Consider the following 18,752-nt stretch of genomic DNA (forward strand, 5'->3'; position numbering starts at 1 on the left):
CGAGCGGTGCACCACTCTCTCCTGTGCGAACACCCGCCTGTCGGTCCCTGACAGGCGGGTGTGATCGAAGCCCCTACCGAAGGAGAGATGGATGCCTCCGTCCTCGGAACGCGTCAACCGATACGCCGCCCGCCGTCGGGCGCGGCTGGAGCGCCTTCCAAAGCTCGCGCACACCGCTGTCGGCGGTAGCGCCCGGGCATGGTTCGTCGCCGACGAGTTGTTGGTCGTTGACGACAACCGCCGGGCGGCCGAACGCTATCTCGGCCGTGCGCGGGCCGCGCAGCCTGGCTCCGGCGACGAGGAGCTGCTGCCGGGCCTACGTCGCTACCGGGCACCGGGGCTGGACGTGCCGGCTGCGGTCCGCGAGCTGCGCTCGGGTCGGCCGAGCGGCAACCAGGTGGTCAGCCCCAACCACGTCTTCCTGTCCAGTCCGTTCAACCATGGCGGTCCGTTCGGTCCGCCGGCGCCCGTGGCCGCATCAACATTGAAGATGCCGGCCGAAACCGATCGAGTCGCGGTATCCATCGTTGATACCGGCTTCTGGACCGAGACCCCGCTTCCGGCCGGCTACCTTGCCGCGGACGGCGTGGAGGTGGAGACGGAAACCGATGTCGATGAGGATGGGCTGCTCGACGGCGATGTGGGGCACGCCAACTTCATCGGTGGTGTGATCGCGCATCACACCGACCGGGCAGTGTTACGGGTGATTCGAACACTGGACACCTTTGGTGTCTGCACGGAGGACGAGCTGATCGCCTCCCTTGGCCGGCTACACCCGGACACCAAGGTGATCAACCTTTCCCTCGGTGGTTTCACCGCCGACGGATCCGCACCGCTCGGCGTACGCGCCGCGTTGGAACAGGCCCTGTCCGGGATCGACCGGGTGGTGGTCGCCGCCGCCGGCAACGACGGCAACCGCAGCGACCCGTTCTGGCCCGCAGCGTTCGCCGGTGCCGGTGAGTCGTGGAGTGAGCAGGTCCTGGCGGTCGCCGCGCACGACGGCAGCAGCCTCTGCTCCTGGAGCAACGCCGGACCGTGGGTCAGCGTCGTCGCGCCGGGCGCGGACGTTCGAAGCACCTACATCGACCACGCGCTGTTCCCGGAGGGGTGGGCACAATGGAGCGGAACCTCCTTCGCCGCGCCGCGAGTGGCTGCCGAACTCTCCGCGCGGATCGACTCGGAGGTCGGCGCGGTGGCCGCTGCCAACCAGCTAATGGCCGACCTGAGGACGGCCAACCAGCGGTTTGGAGGCCACCTCGGGCTGATCTGATGCGTTCAGGTAGCGCTGTACGATGCTTGTCTATGAGCGACGACGACGCAGGTCGGCTGGTGCGTGCTGCTGCCAATGGTGATCAGGCGGCGTGGGAGGCACTGGTCGACCGGTACGCGCGGCTGGTGTACACGGTGGCGCGGGGATTCCGGCTCGACGATGCTGACGTCGCGGATGTTAGCCAGGCGACCTGGTTGCGGCTCGTGGAGAATCTAGACAAGCTACGTGATCCTGGATCGGTGGGGGCGTGGCTTGCCACCACCGCGCGTCGGGAGGCCCTTGCCTTGCTGCGCAACCGGTGGGAGGTGCCGCTACCGGAGTTCACGAGGTCAGAGCTTATGGACGAGTCGCAGCCGGAGCCCTGGCAGCGGCTGGTCGCTGAGGAAACTGATGCGGAGCTGTGGCATGCGTACCGTCAGTTGCCGATACGCTGTCAGGAGCTACTGCGGTTGCTGGTGTTCGAGCCGGTGGGCAGCTATGCGATCGCTGCTGCGGCGCTCTCGGTGCCCATCGGCAGTCTTGGCCCTTCTCGCGCCCGGTGTCTGGCGACGCTTCGGTCACTGCTGAATCAACCAGCACCGCAGCGACGTACCTAGGGAGCGTGCGTGCGCATGAGTGACGACCGATTAACCACATCAGATGAGGAACTGCTTGTCCGACTGGGGAGCCTGCTGGCTGAGGTCGATTCGGTTCCGGAGTCGGTACGCGCCGCCGCGGTCGCCAGCTACAGCTGGCGCTCGCCCGATTCCGAGCTTGCCCAGTTGGTGGAGAGCATGTCCGGGGCGCCCGAGGTTCGCGGCGACGAGGCGCGGCTGCTGACCTTTCGCGCAGAGTCGATCACTATCGAGGTGGAGGTCATCCCCGTTCGTGATCGGCTCCGGATCGTCGGTCAGCTGGTGCCGCCGCAGCCGGCTCGGGTTCAGGTAGAGCAGCCGGGTTCCGAGTCGACCGTCGGCACCGAGGCGGACGGTCTGGGACGGTTCATGCTGGACGACACCGCACCGGGACCGGCTCGGTTGGTCTGCACCCTGGCTGACTCCGCTCCGGTCTGCACCGAGTGGACCACCTTGTGATCCGGGTGGTCAGGTCCTAGCGACGGTCGGCACCGCCCTGCTCTGCAGACCAGGGCGGTGCCGACCGTCGCCGGTGACAGCCGGGGGTGGACCGCGGGTTCAGCTGCTGCTGCAGGTCACGCTCGGTGACGTGTTCGGGCCGGCGAGGAAGCCGAACGTGGTCCTGCCTCCCGGGGCCACCGTGCCGTTGTACGACGCGTTGGTCACCGTTACCGCCGATCCCGAGTTGGTGTGCGCGCCATTCCAGAGCTGGGTGATTGACTGACCGCTGGGCCAGGTCCAACTCGCCGTCCATCCGGTCCAGGTGGTGGCGGTGTGGTTCATGATTTCGACCTCCCCCTGGAAACCGTCCGGCCACGCGTTGATCACCTTGTAGACCGCCATGCAGTCGCCGCTGGGCGGCGGTGTGGTCGGGCTCGGTGGTGCAGTGGTGGGGCTCGGTGGCGGGAAGGTGCCACCGGGGCCGATGCCGGTCACCTCACCGTTGCCTCCGTCGAACGTGACGTCCGAGCAGCCGAAGAAGTTCTCCGGGCTGTCCGAACGGACCCAGCGGGAGTAGATGAGGTGTCGGCCGCTCTTGTCGGCCGGCAGCGTTCCGGTGAAGTAGTAGTGCCCGTCGTTGGTGCCCGGACCGCCACGCTGGGGTGGGTTGGTGATGGTCAGGAACGGTTGCTCCTCCAGGTCGCTCCAGGCCAGCGGGCGGGTGGGGCTCCAGCTGTCCTTGGTGACGTAGAAGTAGAACGTCCCGGGGTGGTGCGCCCAGTTGCTGTAGCGGAACTCCATGCTCTGGCCAGCGGTCAGATGGGTCAGTGGCCAGTCGTCGCGGGCCAGGTCATAGCCCAGGAGTCCGGAGTTTCCTCCGCTGCACAGCTGGCCGTCGGGAATGAATCCGACGGTACGACCGGCGGCGTCGGAGCGCAGCACACTGAACCAGTTGTAGAGCGAGTTGGCCCCACTCTGGTCCACCGCCGCCGAGCAGGCGGGTTGTGCGGTTGGATTTCGCCGGTGGGGCTCAGCCCGTCCCGCCAGCAAAGAAAGGTACGGCTGCCGGGGACCATGGCGGCGCCGTGTGCCGCCGCCGGCTCCGACCTGGTGGTGAGCACCACGACGGCTGCGAGCAGGGTCATGGCCGCGGCGAGGAGTGCGGCTGTTCGGGTTCGATGGGAGGACACGGGATCTCCTGACTCGCGGGGCACCTACCGCCCCGCGCAGGTGACGGGCGCGGGGCGGCACCCGGCCGGCCCGCGGCGACGAGCGGTCACGGTGTAGGCGGCGTGCGCAGGAGTGACGGGCACGCGAACCTGCGATCCGTCATTGGACCGATGCCCTCGCGTGGGTACCCGAGCGGACGACGCGAAAGCCCTGCGTCGTCCGGCGCCGTTATCGCAACATGGTGAAGTACTCGATCGCAATAGTCCGCAGCCAATGTCCTTTTCAGTTGGCGCAGTTCACGGGACCGTTGGCGCGAACTCACGCGGCAGCGAGTGGTCGATCAGGGGCGCTGGGGACGGGCCAGGGTGAGTGCCGCGGTGAGCGACAGTGCGGCGGAGGCCGCGAGCACCGCTGCCATCGGTACGGCACTGCCTTCCCCGCCCAGCCCGACCAGGGGCGCGGCGAGCGACCCGATCACCGACTGGAGGGCACCCATCAGCGCCGCCGCGGTCCCGGCGTGGTGTGCGTGTCGGTCGAGGGCCAGGGTCGTGCCGTTCGGCATCACCATGCCCAGCGACGCGATGAAGACCAGCAGCGTACCCGTGAGGAGTAGCTGGCTGGTGGCGATCGCGCCGGCCAGCACGCCCGTGGCCGCCACCGCACTCACCCCGAGGGTGCCGACCAGCAGGGTGCGGGGCGAGAACCGGTCCAGCAGGCGGACGTTGGCCTGCCCGACCGCCACGAAGGCCAACGCGTTGAGGCCGAACAGCAGACCGAAGGTGCTCGCCGAGAGGTGAAACACGTCCTGGAAGACGAACGACGAACCCGAGATGTACGCGAACAGCCCGGCGAAGGCGAGCCCCTGGGTCAGCGTGTACCCCAGGTAGACCCGGTCGGTGAGAAGTTCGCGAAGTGACCGGACGGTGCCGCTGAGACCGTCGCGGCTGCGCCGGTGCGCGGGCAGGGTCTCGGGCATCCGGGCCGCCACCACGGCGGTGAGCAGTGCGCCGACGACAGAGAGGAGGACGAACAGGGTCCGCCACGATCCGAATCGCAGCACCAGGCTGCCGACGGTCGGCGCCGCGATCGGGGCGAGACCGAAGACCAGGGTGAGCCGGGAGAAGTACTTCGCTGCCGCCCGGCCGGAGTACAGGTCGCGGACGACGGCACGGGTCACCACGGCGGCCATACCGCCGGCGAAGCCCTGGGCGAACCGCAAGACGGTGAACGCCGGTGCGCTGGGCGCCGCGGCGCAGGCCAGGGCGAGCAGGGTGTACGCCGCGAGGCCGATCAGCACCGGTCGGCGCCGCCCCCAGCGGTCGCTGAGCGGGCCGGTGACGAACTGTCCGAGGGCGAGCCCAACCAGGCAGGTGGTGAGGGAGAGCTGGATCTGGGCCTGGCTCGCGTCCAGGTCGCGGGCCATGGTGGGGAGCGCCGGCAGGTACATGTCCAGGGAGAGCGGGCCGATCGCGGTGATCGCCCCGAGGAGGAGCAGCAGACCGAGCCCACCACCGACTCCCGCTGGCTGCGGTTGGCCGGCGGGAGTCGTGGCGGCGGGTGCGGTCAATTGTGCGTTCTGCGTCACTGAGGTCCCCTGGGGTTCGTCTGGCAACCGGGTAACCTTAGCTCTGTATCCAGAGTCTTTCAGGTGAGGTGGGTGACACTGTGGCGACCGAGGACGTGACGGCGCGGCCGGTGCCGGGCCTCGACCCTGCTTCGACGGCGGCGCTGGGTGCCGTCGTTGGCGAGCTGCACCGCCGGCTGCGGCGCGTGGCCGCCCGGCACGCCAACTGCCTCCCGTTGCCGGAGGCCCAGGTCGAGCTGCTCCTGCTGGTCCGGGCCCACCCGGATGTCAGCGTGAAGGATGCCGCGTGTCGCCTGCGCGCGGCGCCCAACACGGTGAGCACCCTCGTCCGGGACCTGGTGGCTGCCGGACTGCTGCACCGTGAGTGCGCTCCGGCCGACCGCCGTACCGCCCGGCTGCGCCTCACCGACGCCGCCCGCGCTCGGATCGCCGATCACGAACAGCAGCGCGCCGCCCTGCTCGGCGCCGCGGTGTCCCGGCTGTCTCCCGAGGCGCGCGCGGCGGTCGTGGCGGCCACCCCGTACCTGACCCGCCTGGCAGACCTGCTGGACGACCCGGACCCTTGCGGCTAACTCCCGGTCAGAGCTCGCCGTTGAGTTCGGCGTAGCCGCGGCGGGTGGCGATCAGCGCGGGACGGGCGCCGAAGGGCGCCTCGGCGGCCACCCGCTCCGCTGGTGTCCCACCGGCATGGCCGCCCCGGATCAGCCAGGCCAGGTCGCTGAGCAGGCCGTGCTGAGCGTGCACAAACTCGTGGTCGACCAGGTCTCCGTGTCCCGGTACCACCACCGTGCTCGGGGTCGTCATCCGCAGCAGCTCGGCGACCGCCTCCGGCCACCGCAACGGGTATGAATCCTCGAACGCCGGTGGGCCACTCTGCTCCACGAGGTCACCGGCGACGAGCACCTCCGCATCGGGTACGTGCACCACCAGATCCGCGGCGGTGTGCGCCCGCCCCAGGTGCTGCAGGACAACCTGGCGGCCACCCACGTCGAGCACCTCCCGCCGGTCTACCAGGTGGCTCGGCGCCAGTACGTCGGCGCCGAGCAGCTCCTCGGCGAGGTGGGGCTGCTCGGCGCGCATCTCCGCAGATGCCTCCCGGCGCAGCCTGTCCGGTTCGCGTAGGGCGGCGGCGGCGAGCGGGTGCGCGTAAACCGGGCAGGGCGGGTCGCCGGCCAGAGTCGCGTTGCCGAAACAGTGGTCGAAGTGGTGGTGTGTGTTCACCAGCACCCACGGGTGTGCGGTGACGGCCCGCGCCGCCCGGGCCAACTCCGCCGCCTGGCTGGCCGTGGAGAGGGTGTCCACGAGCAGGGCCGCGCCGTCGCCGACGAGCAGCGTCACGTTGACCTGCAGCAGCGGCTCGCGTAGCACGTGCACCCGGTCGGCGACCTCGACGAAGCGGAGGGTCATGACGAACCCCCGGCCCGCTCGATGAAGCGCTGCCGGTCAACCAGGAGCCGCTCCACCCGCCCCTCGGCGACGGTGGACCCACCCTCGGTGACGGAGATCGCAAAGAGCAGCCGCCGACCGTCGACCTCCGTCAGCCGGGCTCGCGCCACCACGGTCCGGCCGACCGGGGTGGCAGCGCGGTGGTCCAGCTCGATTCGGACTCCCACGGTCGTGGTGCCGTCGGGCAACTGGCGGGCGATCGCCGCGACCGTCGCCGCCTCGGCCAGGGCAAGAATTCGCGGCGTGCCCAGGACCGGCACGTCGCCGGAGCCAATGGCCTGGGCGGTGTCGGCATCGGTGACGATCAGCTCCACCCGGGCGGTCGAGCCCGGGGAGAAGGGCTCCTGCATGGTCACCAGCCTATGCGCCGGGTGACGGGCCGGCCACGCTTGAGCCGAACCACCCGGAAGCATCCGGAGTGCCTCCTGCGTCGGCTGCTGCGTCACCGTCGCTAACCTGGACCGCGATGTCTGCTCCAACCGATCCCCAACAGCCTGCCCAAACCGATGCGCCGGTGGTGGTCGACGGCGGGCGCCGTCGCGTGATCACGATGTCGGTGTGGGGTGTCGCCTTCGTCATCGGCTGGCTCGCCATCGGCCTGCCCACCGATCCGGCATACGCCTTCGTCTGGATGTGGGCGGCGACCATCGCCTGGAACTCGACCCGGCCCTGGCGCAGCCACCTGCGCTTCGCCCGCGACTGGCTGCCGGTGGTGCTGCTGCTGGTGCTCTACAACCTCTCTCGGGGCTTCGCCGACAACGGGGCGATACCGCACGCCTACGAGCTGATCGTCGCCGACCAGGTGATGTTTGGCTGGGCTACCGGCGGTCAGGTGCCCACGGTCTGGCTCCAGCAGCACCTGTTCCAGCCCGAAGTGCGCTGGTGGGACGTGTTGGTGAGTTGGGTCTACTTCTCCCACTTCGTGGTGGCGTTGGCTGCCGCCGCGGTGCTCTGGTTGCGGGACCGGCGGCGGTGGGCGGCGTTCATGCGTCGCTGGGGTTTCCTCTGCGCCACCGGCCTGGTGACATACTTCCTCTACCCCGCCGCGCCACCGTGGTGGGCGGCGCAGAACGGGTTGCTGGAGGAGGTGGCCCGGATCTCCACCCGGGGGTGGAAGGCCTTCGGGCTGCACGGCGCGGGGAACCTGCTCAACGCCGGTCAGCTCGCCTCGAATCCGGTCGCCGCGATGCCGTCGCTGCACACCGCGTTCGCACTGTTCGTGGTGCTGTTCTTCCTTCGTACGACGCGGAAGCGGTGGTGGCCGCTGCTGCTCGCCTACCCGCTGGCCATGACCTTCACCCTGGTCTACTCCGGGGAGCACTACGTGATCGACGTCCTGGTCGGTTGGGTATACGTGGGGATGGCCTTCCTGGCGGTGGGCCTGGCCGAGCGATGGTGGGCGGCCCGACGTGCCCGGCGCGCCCCAGACCTGCCGGCTGTGGCGGCGCCGGCCAGCGCGGCCCAGCCCGATTCGGCGCCGGCCGGCGCCGGGCCGCCCGATTCGGCGCCGGCCGATGCGGCGGTGGCCGCGGGCCGCTGATCGGCGCCGAGCTTCGCGACCTGGGCCAGCCGCTCGCTACTGCGGTCGGCTGGCACGGCGAGCCTGGTGCGCGCGTGCTGTCAGCTCGGCGGCCAGGGCCCACGCCTCGGCGACCCCTCGGTCCCCGGCGGCGGCCCCGGCGCCGCCGGCGGTGTCGGCGTGCACCGTCGCCAGCCCCAACCGCCGCTGCACCGGCCCCTGCACCACTCGTACGCTCTGGATCCGCGCGTACGGCACGACCACGATCTGGCGGGTGAGCAGGCCGGAGCGGACCGCGAACACCCGCTCGTGCAACCCGGCACCGAGTACCGGCTGACTCAGCGGGTTCAGCCAGCGAGCCCGGGGCGGAGGTGCGGTCAGCGGCAGGTCGTCGAGGCGTACCCCGGGCAGCACCTCGGCGAGGATCGCCTCGGCGACTGGTTGCTTGCCGACCGGGAGGAGTTGGTCTGGTCGGTTGCGCCCGTCGGCTTCCCCCGTCGAGTAGCCGGCGACCTCCAGCCGCAGCCGCAGCCAGCCCTTCGCCCGCCACAGCAGCGGCCAGGTCGCACCGACCGTCTGTACCCGGTGCAGCGGCACGGTCTGCGCCCGCGTCTCCAGCAGACCGTTGCGGATCCGCAGGGTGTCGGCAGCACGAGCCAGCTGGAAGTTCCAGTCGTCGAGCACTCGGCGGATGGGCTGGAGCAGCACCCCGGCCATCGCGGTCAACGTGCTCGCCACCGCGACGAACGACCAGGAGTCCCCGGAGAGGAACTGCGTCGCCACGAAGGCCACCCCGAACGGGATCATGAAGGCCTGTGGGGTGAGTAGCTGGCTCAGGAGCAGGTCCTCGTTCCGGACCGCGTGCAGCGGTTGCCCGGGCGGAGCCGACTCCGGGCGGACCAGCGCTGCGTCCGGTGCCGGGGCGGTGGCCTCCGGTTGCGGACCGGCCAGGGTGAGTAGCCGCTGTCGCAGGGCGGCGGCGTCGGCCACGCTCAGATAGGCCAGCGGCGCCTCGGTCTTGCCGCCACCGACCACCTCGAGGCGCAGTTCCGCCAACCCGGTGAGCTGGGCGAGTAACGGTCGGACCACCTCCACGGCCTGGAGCCGCTCCAGCGGGATCGCCCGGGTACGCCGCCAGAGCAGGCCCTCGTGCACCCGGAGCTCGCGATCCACGATGTGATAGCCGGTGTTGTACCAGCTGACCACCGCGAGCACGGTGGCGCCGAGCGCCAGCACCACCGCCAGCACCGCGAACCAGCCGACGCCGACCCGGGACAACGTGGACCAGGAGAGCCCAGCGATGACCACGACCAGTGACTTGGCGCCGTGCAGGGCGGGGGAGAGCGGGTGTAGCCGCTGCCGGCGCTCGGTGCTGCGCGGGGGCACCGGTGGGGTCGGCATGCCGGGCGGTGGGTACCAGCCGGGGTGCGACGGTGGGCTGGGCGGATATCCGCCGGGGTGCGGCGGGGGCATGCCGGGCGGTGGGTACCAGCCGGGGTGCGACGGTGGGCTGGGCGGATATCCGCCGGGGTGCGGTGGCGGGGTGGATGGATACCCGCCGGGGTGCGGCGGTCGGGTCTCGTCTGGGTCTCGCGCGGCCGGCTCGCTCACAAGCCCTCCGCCCGGTCGCGGCCGAGCGCGGTGAGGCGGTCACGGAGTCGGGACGCCTCCGCCGGGCGGAGCCCCGGCACTCGAGCGTCGGTGGCCGCCGCCGCCGTGTGCAGTTGGACGGTAGCCAGGGAGAAGGCTCGCTCCAGCGGGCCGGCGCTGACATCAACGAACTGCATCCGCGAGTACGGGACGATGGAGAGCCGGCGCACCAGCAGTCCGTGTCGGACCAGAAGGTCATCCTCGCGTTCGGCGTACCCCCACGCGCGGACGGCCCGCACGATGGTCACCGTCCGTAGCGCGGTCAGCAGGAGCACCCCGGCGAGGACCACCCCGAACGCCCCCAGGCCGCTGACTGCCCACCCCACTGCCACCCCGGCCAGCACGATGACGATCAGCACAGCCAGCCGCAGCAGCTCAACCCAGATCAGGTCCGTGGAGACGGACTGCCAGCGGACGGTCTCCGGCCAGGGCTCAAGCGGACCGGGGGGTGGACCGGTCGGGGGCGGGGCAGCGGGCGGGTGCCCGGCCTGCTCGTCGCCGGTCACCGTGCGGTTCCGTTGTGCGCGTTCACGAGTCGAGAGTAGGCGATTCGGCCGTCGGAACAACCTCGCGGAGGAAGCCCCGGGCGCCGAGGAAGTCGCCGAGCGTCACCCGGTGCTCGGCACAGGCGAGCCAGGTCTTACGTCGCGCCGCGTCGTGTAGGCGGGCGTTGTTCCACCGCAGCGCCCACTGGGCGGGGGCTGTGCAGCCACGAGCTGAACAGACCAGGGCGGGGTTTACCGGGGTATCCATCCCGGCCAGTCTAAGGTGGCCGAGGAAGAGTTTGAGCGCCGGGCGACCACGGGGGGAGCCGCCCGGCGACGGGATGAATCGTACACGTCCCGTACCGATCGCTGTCCACCCCGCTGCCGGGCGAGTTCGGTGGATCGGCGCGCGGGGCGGGAGGACGGGGGCTCGCGCCGCCGCGTACCGCCACCGGTCATGTCAGTCTTGTACCGCACCACGCCCGAGTACCGATCATGCTGTGGAGGACCGGTGGCCCAGCCGAGCACGCCCGATGCCAGGACCTCCGACGGGTCGACCCCGCCGTCCCCGCAGAGCACTCCGGCCGCGGACGCCACCCTGCTGGAACGGGCGTTGTTCGAGGTCAAGCGGGTGATCGTCGGGCAGGACCGGATGGTTGAGCGGATGGTCGTCGCGCTGCTCGCGCGGGGGCACTGCCTGTTGGAGGGGGTTCCGGGCGTGGCGAAGACGCTCGCCGTGGACACCCTCGCCACGGTGGTCGGCGGGTCGTTCGGCCGGGTGCAGTTCACGCCCGACCTGGTGCCGGCGGACATCATGGGAACCCGGATCTACCGGCAGTCGAGCGAGAAGTTCGATGTCGAACTGGGGCCGGTGTTCGTCAACTTTCTGCTCGCCGACGAGATCAATCGGGCACCTGCAAAGGTGCAGTCGGCGCTCCTGGAGGTGATGAGTGAGCGGCAGGTCTCGATCGGCGGCGAGACGCACCGGGTGCCGGACCCGTTCCTCGTGATGGCCACCCAGAACCCGATCGAGCAGGAGGGTGTCTACCCGCTGCCGGAGGCGCAGCGGGACCGCTTCCTCATGAAGATCGTCGTCGGCTACCCGACAGCCGCCGAGGAGCGGGAGATCGTGTACCGGATGGGTGTGGCACCGCCGAAGCCCGACTCGGTGTTCACCCCCGCTGACCTGGTCGCGCTACAACGCAAGGCGGACCAGGTCTTTGTGCACAATGCGCTGATCGACTACGCGGTCCGGCTGGTGCTGGCCACCCGGAGCCCCGCCGAGCACGGCATGCCCGACGTCGCCCAGCTCATCCAGTACGGGGCGAGCCCGCGAGCCTCACTCGGCCTGGTCCGCGCTACCCGAGCCCTGGCCCTGCTGCGCGGTCGGGACTACGCGCTACCCCAGGACGTGCAGGACATCGCGCCCGACATCCTGCGGCATCGGCTGGTGCTGAGCTACGACGCGCTCGCCGACGAGGTGCCGGCCGACCATATCGTCGGCCGGGTGCTGGCGACGATCCCACTACCCTCGGTGGCGCCGCGCCAGCAGGCCAGCCCGGCCCCGGCCGTGGTGCCGCCCGGTGCTGGCTGGCCTGGGCAACAGCCGTGACCCCACCCGCCCGTCGGTCAACCGACGCCACCGGCCGTGATCCCATCGACCCCACCGCTCGTAAGCGCACCGAGGCCACCCTGTCGCGGCTGCACCTGCTCGTCACCCGCAAGCTCGACGGTCTGCTCCAGGGCGACTACGTCGGCCTGCTGCCCGGTCCGGGGAGCGAGGCGGGGGACTCCCGCGAATACCGTCCGGGCGACGACGTTCGGCGGATGGACTGGCCGGTCACGGCGCGTACCACGATGCCGCACGTGCGGCGCACGGTTGCTGACCGGGAGCTGGAGACGTGGCTTGCGGTGGACCTCTCGGCCAGCCTCGACTTCGGCACCGGCCGCTGGCTCAAGCGGGACGTGGTGGTGGCCGCCGCCGCGGCGCTGGCGCACCTGACCAGCCGGGGTGGCAACCGGATCGGTGCGGTGATCGGCACCGGGAGCGAGCCGGCCGCCGCCGGTCGGGACGCGCCGGCGGCCGGGCCCGGCCGGTTCACCCGGCTGCCCGCTCGCTCGGGTCGCCGGGAGGTGCAGGCCCTGGTCCGGGCCGTCGCCGGCACCCAGATCCGGCCCGGCCGCGGCGACCTCGGCGCCCTGGTCGACCGGTTGAACCGGCCGCCGCGGCGGCGTGGTGTGGCGGTCATCGTCTCCGACTTCCTGGCGCCACCGGCCCAGTGGGCCCGGCCGCTGCGCAAGCTGCGGGTACGCCACGACGTGCTGGCCATCGAGGTGCTCGATCCGCGGGAGCTGGAGCTGCCCGATGTGGGCGTACTGCCGGTGGTTGACCCGGAGACCGGCGAACTGCACGAGGTGCGGACCGGCGACCCACGGCTGCGCCGCCGCTATGCCGAGGCGGCTGCCGCCCAGCGGGCGGAGATCGCCGCCGCGCTGCGGGCCGGAGGCGCCGCCCACCTGAGACTGCGCACTGACCGAGACTGGCTGCTGGACATGGTGCGCTTCGTCGCCGCGCAGCGGCACACCCGCACCCGGGGGGCGACACGATGATTCGTTTTCTGCAACCGTGGTGGCTCCTGGCCGTACTGCCGGTCCTCGCCCTCGCCGGGCTGTACGTGTGGCGGCAGCTGCACCGCCGGGCGTACGCCATGCGGTTCACGAATGTGGAGCTGCTGCGTACGATCGCGCCGAAGGGCCTCGGGTGGCGCCGGCACGTACCGGCGACCGCGTTTCTCCTCTGCCTGCTGGTGCTCGCCACGGCGCTGGCCCGGCCGTCGATCGACACCCGGCAGCCCCTGGAACGGGCCACCGTCATGCTCGCCGTCGACGTCTCCCTGTCCATGCAGGCCGACGATGTGGCCCCGAACCGGCTGGCGGCGGCCCAGGAGGCGGCGCAGCAGTTCATCGCCGAGCTGCCGGCCAGCTACAACCTCGGGTTGGTCTCGTTCGCGAAGGCGGCCAACGTGCTGGTGCCGCCGACCAAGGACCGGCAGGCAGTGGTCACCGCCATCAACGGCTTGGCACTGGCCGAGTCGACGGCGACCGGGGAGGCGGTCTTCACCTGTCTGGAGGCGATCCGGTCGGTGCCGGCAGACGGCGCGACGGGGATTCCGCCGGCCCGGATCGTGTTGCTCTCCGACGGCTACCGCACGTCGGGCCGGTCGGTTGAGGAGGCCGCCGCGGCGGCGCAGGCCGCGAACGTGGCGGTCTCCACGATCGCCTTCGGGACCGACGGCGGTCAGGTCGACATCGGTGGCCAACGCCAACGGGTGCCGGTGGACCGGCTCGCCCTGGCGGATCTGGCGGAGACGACCGACGGGTACTTCTACGAGGCGGCCTCGGTGAGCGAGCTGAAGCAGGTCTACCAGGACATGGGCTCGTCGATCGGGTTCCGGACCGAACCCCGCGAGGTCACCCAGTGGTATGCCGGGGTCGCACTGCTGCTGGCGCTCTGTGCCGGGGCGACCAGTCTGTTGTGGTCGTCCCGGATCGTGTGACGCCGCCGCTGCCGGCGGCCTCCGGACCGAACCGGGATCCGGCAGCGGTCAGTGACCGCCGCCCGCCAGGACGAAGAGGACGGCCACCCAGACCGCGGCCAGGGTGAAGCCCAGGGGGGCGACGTAACGGCTCATGGGAATGGCTCCGGTGGCGACTGGGCGCGGGCGTCGGGGCCCGCGGGAGGGTGGTCAGAACGCGCACACAAAGTCGTGGCCGGCAGCTCCGATCGTCACCCGGTGATCGGCCCGGTGGTGGGCCGGCATCGGTGGCGCGAGGGAGCGGGTCTGGTCAGCCGTGCTAACGGGACTCAGCGGGGCTGACGGTCGGCCCGGCCACGACTCGGAGGATCGCTATCTCGCACAGCGATCACCTCCTGCGGTCGACGGGGCCCAGGGATGCGAGTCATGAGGCAGGCTCGCAAACGGCGTCATCGTACACCCTGGTCGGTGCGGCCTCGAAGTGGGACGGGGCGGGGTGACAGTCGCCGGGGGATTGAGGTGGGTTTCGCCTTGTCGGTGCCGTGGCGCGTTAGCGCTTACCTGCCGGTAACCCCTAGGCTCCGACGCGACGTGGAGATCTTCTGAGCTGAGGGGGAATCGTGGCCCGTACCGTGCTGGTGACCGGGGGTAACCGCGGCATCGGTCTGGCTATCGCTCAGGCCTTCGTCAAGCAGGGTGACCGGGTGGCGGTGACCTATCGGAGTGGGGTGGCGCCCAGCGCCGACTCGGGGGCCGGTGCCGGCCGCCTCTTCGGCGTTCGCTGCGACGTGACGGATTCTGATTCGGTGGACGCGGCGTTCACCGCCATCGAGGCGGAGCTCGGCCCGGTCGAGGTGCTGGTGGCCAACGCCGGCATCACCGATGACACGCTGCTGCTGCGCATGTCCGAAGACCAGTTCACCCGGGTGCTGGACACCAACCTGACCGGCGCGTTCCGCTGCGCCAAGCGGGCCTCTACCAAGATGCTCCGGGCCCGGTGGGGTCGAATGATCTTCATCTCGTCGGTGGTCGGGCTCTACGGCAGCCCGGGGCAGGTCAACTACGCCGCCAGCAAGGCCGGCCTGGTCGGCGTCGCCCGTTCCATCACCCGGGAGCTGGGGAGCCGCAACATCACCGCGAACGTGGTGGCGCCCGGCTACGTCGAGACCGATATGACCGCCGCGCTACCCGAGGACCGCAAGACCGAATACCGCAAGGCCATCCCGGCTGGCCGATTCGCCGCCACGGACGAGGTGGCCAGCGCCGTCACCTGGCTGGCGGGGGACTCCGCCGGCTACATCAGCGGTGCGGTCATCCCGGTCGACGGTGGCCTCGGCATGGGGCACTGAGAGGAGACATCGACATGTCAGGACTGCTCGCCGGTAAACGGCTGCTGGTCACCGGCGTCATCACCGACGCCTCGATCGCCTTCTCGGTGGCGCGGCTCGCGCAGGAGAATGGTGCGCAGGTGGTGCTCACCGGCTACGGTCGGCTCTCCCTGGTCGAGCGGATCGCCAAGCGGCTACCCAAGCCAGCTCCGGTGATCGAACTGGACGTGACCAATCGCGAGCACCTCGCCGCGCTCGGCGACCGGGTTCGGGAGCACGTCGACGGCCTCGACGGGATCGTCCACTCCATCGGCTTCGCCCCGCAGAGCTGCCTCGGCGGCGGCTTCCTCGACGCGCCGTGGGAGGACGTCGCGACGGCCGTGCACGTCTCGACCTACTCGTACCAGGCCCTTGCCACCGCGGCACTGCCGCTGATGGCGCCGGGAGGCTCGGTGGTCGGGCTCACCTTCGACGCCACCAAGGCGTGGCCGGTGTACGACTGGATGGGTGTCGCCAAGGCCGGCCTGGAGTCCGCCAGCCGCTACCTGGCACTGCACCTGGGTCCGAAGGGCATCCGCAGCAACCTGGTCGCGGCCGGGCCGCTGCGTACCGTCGCGGCGAAGTCGATCCCCGGCTTCGAGCAGTTCGAGGACGCCTGGTCGGCGCGGGCGCCGCTGGGTTGGAGCCTCACCGACTCCGAGCCGGCCGCCCGGGCCTGCCTGGCGCTGCTCTCCGACTGGTTTCCGGCGACCACCGGCGAGATCGTCCACGTCGATGGCGGCTACCACGCCATCGGCGCCTGATCCTTGGGACGGCCCCTGCCGCGGCAGGGGCCGTCCCAAGGTCACCGGGGGGCCGGGGCCGTCGTCTGGCCACCGAGCCGTCGGGGAAGAATGGGGCCATGGCGTACGACGCGGTGGTGCTGGTTTCTTTCGGCGGGCCCGAGCGGCCCGAGGACGTGATGCCGTTCCTGCAGAACGTGACCCGGGGCCGGGGTGTGCCGCCGGAGCGGCTGGCCGAGGTCGCCGAGCACTACCAGCACTTCGGCGGGGTGTCGCCGATCAACCAGCAGTGTCGGGAACTGCTCGCCGCGGTTCGGGACGACTTCGCCGCCAACGGTGTTGACCTGCCGGTCTACTGGGGCAACCGGAACTGGGACCCGATGCTCGCCGACACCGTGGCGCAGATGCGCGACGACGGAATCGAGCGGGCCCTGGCCTTCGTGACCAGCGCCCTCGGTGGGTACTCCTCCTGCCGGCAGTACCAGGAGGACATCGCCGCCGCCCGCGCGGCGGTTGGCCCGGACGCTCCGGTGATCGAGAAGCTCCGTCAGTTCTGGGACCACCCCGGGTTCGTCGAGCCGCACGCCGATGCGGTGCGTACGGCGTTGGCCCAGCTGGACCCGGCACGGCGGGACAGCACCCGGATCGTCTTCACCGCCCACTCGGTCCCCACCGCCGCGGCGGCGGCGTCTGGCCCGCACGGTGGCCGGTACGAGGCGCAGTTGGCAGAGACCGCACGGCTGGTGCGCGCCGCCGCCGCCCCCGACCTGGCCCACGACCTGGTGTGGCAGAGTCGTTCCGGGCCCCCACAGGTATCCTGGCTGGAGCCGGACGTCAACGACCACCTCGCCGAGCTGCCCGGGCAGGGGGTCACCGGGGTGGTGATCAGCCCGATCGGGTTCGTCTCCGACCACCTTGAGGTGGTGTGGGATCTGGACACCGAAGCCCGGGAGACCGCCAGGCAGCTCGGTCTGGACTTTGTTCGTGCCGCCACGCCGGGCACCGATCCCCGGTTCGTGGCGATGGTGCGCGAACTGGTCCGGGAGCGTACCGATCCGGCTGGCGCGACGCTGCGCCGGCGCCTCGGCGACCTGCCGATGTGGGACACCTGCCCGACAGCCTGCTGCGTCCCGGCCCACCGCCCCTCCTGACCGCTTCGGCGGCCCGACACCAGGGATCCGAGATGAACGATCGTAAGCCTGTCCAGAGTTGGCTCACCGACATGGACGGGGTGCTGGTGCACGAGGGGCAGCCGGTGCCCGGCGCGCCCGAGTTCATCGCCCGGCTGCGCTCCTCCGGCCGGCCGTTCCTGGTACTGACCAACAACTCCATCTACACCCCGCGCGACCTGCAGGCCCGGTTGGTGCGGATGGGGCTGGACGTGCCGGAGTCCGCGATCTGGTCGTCCGCGTTGGCCACCGCACAGTTCCTGGCCGACCAGCGGCCGGGCGGCACCGCGTACGTGATCGGCGAAGCCGGGCTGACCACGGCGCTGCACGCGGTCGGCTACGTGCTCAGCGACTTCGCGCCCGACTACGTGGTGTTGGGGGAGACCCGTACCTACAGCTTCGAGGCGATCACCAAGGCGATCCGGCTGATCAACGACGGGGCCCGCTTCATCTGCACGAATCCCGACGTGACCGGCCCGTCGATGGAGGGGGCGCTGCCCGCCGCCGGTTCGGTGGCCGCGATGGTGTCGAAGGCGACGGGCGTGGAGCCGTATTTCGTCGGAAAGCCGAACCCGATGATGATGCGGTCGGCGTTGAACACGATTGACGCGCACTCCGAGTCAACGGCGATGATCGGTGACCGGATGGACACCGACATTCTCTGTGGGCTGGAGGCGGGGCTGGAGACAATCCTGGTGCTCACCGGCATCAGCAGCCGGACGGAGGCCGAGCGCTACCCGTACCGGCCGTTGCGGATCGTTAATTCGGTGGCCGACCTGATCGACGAGATCTGAGGTCCGGCCGCCGGGGTGATGGCCGGCCGGTGCTGTGGCCCGGAGCTGGCTGTGGGGCCGGCTACGGGCGTAGGGGGGCGTTGCAGGCGGCGGCCAGTGCCTGCCGGCAGGCGCTGGTCAACGGGCGCAGCGCCGCGTCGCGCTGCTGGGCCTCGTAGTTGTTGACCGCGCCCCCCGGCGCGGCCTGCCCCGCCAGGGCGAGCACCCGATCCAGCACGGCGGCGCGGGCGAAGAGCCGGCGGGCGCGGGGGTCGAAGCCAGGGGGCAGGTCGGTGGTGCCGTCGGGGCGCCGCAGCGCCTCCAGCGCCCCGGCCAGTTCCGGCCGCCACTGGGCCACGTCGAGCCGGGTCAGCGTGGCGGTGGTCTCGGCGAGGGCGGCGGCCAGTTCCGCCTCGGCCTCCGCCGCCCCGGGGAGGGTGAGCGATGCGGCCGGCGCGTCGGCCGGCAGCGGGTAGATCCGCCACAGCACGGTCTCGAAGACGTCCCCGGAGCCGGAGGTGTGCGTGCGCAGGTGTGGGACCAAGCCGAGCGAACCGGCGACCACCCCCTCGCCGGCGAGCAGGGCGGCACCGGCGAAGTCACCCGGGCCAGGCAACCCGCGCGGGTCACCGGGCGCGGGCAGCACCAGGCGGATCACGTCGGGGGAGAGCTTGGCGAGCGTGGGCAGCGCCTCGGGCAGGGCGACATCGGTCCAGGTCCCGGGTGCGTCGGCGACGAGATGCTCCTCGTCACCGGAGATGGCGTCGGCGACCTCGTCGAACGGCACCAGCCCGGCACGCCACGCGCGCACCCAGGCAACGAACCGGCTGGACCGGCGTGGCGCGAGGGTGACCGCGCCCGCTGCGGGGGTGGACATGCCGAAAGGGTACGTCCTCCCGCCCACCTCTGTCTCGGCTGCCGCTCCAGCCGTCCCGCACCCCACCGGCGTGCCGGGTCGGACGTGCGGCCCGATGGGGCTAGCTT

The 18,752-nt window shown here is 71.2% G+C and carries 19 protein-coding genes and 1 pseudogene; 12 read left to right on the plus strand and 8 right to left on the minus strand.

What is annotated here, in order from left to right; translation table 11 throughout:
• The first annotated feature begins 91 nt into the window (after window positions 1-91).
• From K228_RS0112730 to K228_RS0112740, 3 genes are read left to right on the plus strand one after another with little or no spacing between them, the layout of a single operon-like run.
• Complete coding sequence (locus K228_RS0112730; protein ID WP_025618790.1) at window positions 92-1,270, plus strand: S8 family peptidase; 1,179 nt, start codon at window positions 92-94, stop codon at window positions 1,268-1,270.
• Between the two features lie 32 nt (window positions 1,271-1,302).
• A complete protein-coding gene (locus tag K228_RS0112735; RefSeq protein WP_025618791.1) occupies window positions 1,303-1,866 on the plus strand; it encodes an RNA polymerase sigma factor in 564 nt (187 codons plus the stop codon).
• 15 nt (window positions 1,867-1,881) lie between these two features.
• Window positions 1,882-2,343 (plus strand): hypothetical protein, encoded by a 462-nt coding sequence (locus K228_RS0112740; protein WP_025618792.1) that lies wholly within the window; start codon window positions 1,882-1,884, stop codon window positions 2,341-2,343.
• 99 nt (window positions 2,344-2,442) lie between these two features.
• Here the strand turns inward: K228_RS0112740 and K228_RS25570 are convergent.
• Window positions 2,443-3,470: pseudogene (locus K228_RS25570) on the minus strand (lytic polysaccharide monooxygenase auxiliary activity family 9 protein).
• Between the two features lie 365 nt (window positions 3,471-3,835).
• Window positions 3,836-5,080, minus strand: a complete 1,245-nt coding sequence (locus K228_RS0112750; RefSeq protein WP_025618793.1) for a multidrug effflux MFS transporter — start codon at window positions 5,078-5,080, stop codon at window positions 3,836-3,838.
• A gap of 68 nt (window positions 5,081-5,148) precedes the next feature.
• Here K228_RS0112750 and K228_RS0112755 point away from each other — a divergent pair, with 68 nt between their 5' ends.
• Window positions 5,149-5,652, plus strand: a complete 504-nt coding sequence (locus K228_RS0112755) for a MarR family winged helix-turn-helix transcriptional regulator (protein ID WP_025618794.1) — start codon at window positions 5,149-5,151, stop codon at window positions 5,650-5,652.
• A 7-nt stretch (window positions 5,653-5,659) separates the two neighbouring features.
• On the opposite strand, the gene K228_RS0112760 is transcribed toward K228_RS0112755, so the two are convergent.
• Both K228_RS0112760 and K228_RS0112765 read right to left on the minus strand, forming a co-directional pair.
• Entirely contained in the window at window positions 5,660-6,487 is an 828-nt protein-coding gene (locus K228_RS0112760; protein WP_025618795.1) for an MBL fold metallo-hydrolase, read from the minus strand.
• The gene (locus tag K228_RS0112765; RefSeq protein ID WP_025618796.1) at window positions 6,484-6,876 is read right to left on the minus strand and encodes a thioesterase family protein; all 393 of its coding nucleotides are present in this window, start codon (window positions 6,874-6,876) and stop codon (window positions 6,484-6,486) included. The genes K228_RS0112760 and K228_RS0112765 overlap by 4 nt, the downstream gene beginning before the upstream one ends.
• A 116-nt stretch (window positions 6,877-6,992) precedes the next feature.
• Between K228_RS0112765 and K228_RS0112770 the strand changes: the two genes are divergently transcribed.
• A complete protein-coding gene (locus K228_RS0112770; protein ID WP_033776854.1) occupies window positions 6,993-8,066 on the plus strand; it encodes a phosphatase PAP2 family protein in 1,074 nt (357 codons plus the stop codon).
• Window positions 8,067-8,102: 36 nt separating this feature from the next.
• Here the strand turns inward: K228_RS0112770 and K228_RS0112775 are convergent, their stop codons facing one another.
• Genes K228_RS0112775 through K228_RS27070 form a run of 3 tightly spaced genes read right to left on the minus strand, consistent with a single transcriptional unit; the run spans window position 8,103 to window position 10,448 of the window.
• Window positions 8,103-9,656, minus strand: coding sequence for a PH domain-containing protein (locus K228_RS0112775; RefSeq protein WP_425414518.1), 1,554 nt, complete (start codon window positions 9,654-9,656; stop codon window positions 8,103-8,105).
• Window positions 9,653-10,201 carry a PH domain-containing protein gene (locus tag K228_RS0112780; RefSeq protein ID WP_025618798.1) on the minus strand — a complete coding sequence of 183 codons (549 nt, stop codon included), beginning with the start codon at window positions 10,199-10,201 and terminating at the stop codon, window positions 9,653-9,655. The genes K228_RS0112775 and K228_RS0112780 overlap by 4 nt, the downstream gene beginning before the upstream one ends.
• A gap of 22 nt (window positions 10,202-10,223) precedes the next feature.
• Entirely contained in the window at window positions 10,224-10,448 is a 225-nt protein-coding gene (locus K228_RS27070) for a hypothetical protein (protein WP_080671590.1), read from the minus strand.
• A 243-nt stretch (window positions 10,449-10,691) separates the two neighbouring features.
• Here K228_RS27070 and K228_RS0112785 point away from each other — a divergent pair, with 243 nt between their 5' ends.
• The 7 genes from K228_RS0112785 (at window position 10,692) to K228_RS0112820 (ending at window position 17,789) form a co-directional block, all read left to right on the plus strand.
• Window positions 10,692-11,792: an AAA family ATPase gene (locus tag K228_RS0112785; protein WP_025618799.1), complete on the plus strand. Its 1,101-nt coding sequence runs from the start codon at window positions 10,692-10,694 to the stop codon at window positions 11,790-11,792.
• The gene (locus tag K228_RS0112790) at window positions 11,771-12,790 is read left to right on the plus strand and encodes a DUF58 domain-containing protein (protein ID WP_025618800.1); all 1,020 of its coding nucleotides are present in this window, start codon (window positions 11,771-11,773) and stop codon (window positions 12,788-12,790) included. Before K228_RS0112785 ends, K228_RS0112790 begins: the two co-directional genes overlap by 22 nt.
• Window positions 12,787-13,737, plus strand: coding sequence for a VWA domain-containing protein (locus K228_RS0112795; protein ID WP_025618801.1), 951 nt, complete (start codon window positions 12,787-12,789; stop codon window positions 13,735-13,737). The genes K228_RS0112790 and K228_RS0112795 overlap by 4 nt, the downstream gene beginning before the upstream one ends.
• 599 nt (window positions 13,738-14,336) lie before the next feature.
• Window positions 14,337-15,065, plus strand: coding sequence for a 3-oxoacyl-ACP reductase FabG (fabG, locus tag K228_RS0112805; RefSeq protein ID WP_025618802.1), 729 nt, complete (start codon window positions 14,337-14,339; stop codon window positions 15,063-15,065).
• 14 nt (window positions 15,066-15,079) lie between these two features.
• On the plus strand, window positions 15,080-15,847 hold the full coding sequence (fabI, locus tag K228_RS0112810) for an enoyl-ACP reductase FabI (RefSeq protein WP_025618803.1): 768 nt from the start codon (window positions 15,080-15,082) through the stop codon (window positions 15,845-15,847).
• 98 nt (window positions 15,848-15,945) lie between these two features.
• A complete protein-coding gene (locus K228_RS0112815; protein WP_025618804.1) occupies window positions 15,946-16,977 on the plus strand; it encodes a ferrochelatase in 1,032 nt (343 codons plus the stop codon).
• Complete coding sequence (locus tag K228_RS0112820; protein ID WP_029723543.1) at window positions 16,926-17,789, plus strand: HAD-IIA family hydrolase; 864 nt, start codon at window positions 16,926-16,928, stop codon at window positions 17,787-17,789. The genes K228_RS0112815 and K228_RS0112820 overlap by 52 nt, the downstream gene beginning before the upstream one ends.
• A gap of 61 nt (window positions 17,790-17,850) precedes the next feature.
• Here the strand turns inward: K228_RS0112820 and K228_RS0112825 are convergent, their stop codons facing one another.
• Window positions 17,851-18,645, minus strand: coding sequence for a hypothetical protein (locus K228_RS0112825; RefSeq protein ID WP_025618806.1), 795 nt, complete (start codon window positions 18,643-18,645; stop codon window positions 17,851-17,853).
• Window positions 18,646-18,752: the final 107 nt, after the last annotated feature.

Source organism: Salinispora cortesiana, assembly GCF_000484695.1.
GTDB lineage: Bacteria > Actinomycetota > Actinomycetes > Mycobacteriales > Micromonosporaceae > Micromonospora > Micromonospora cortesiana.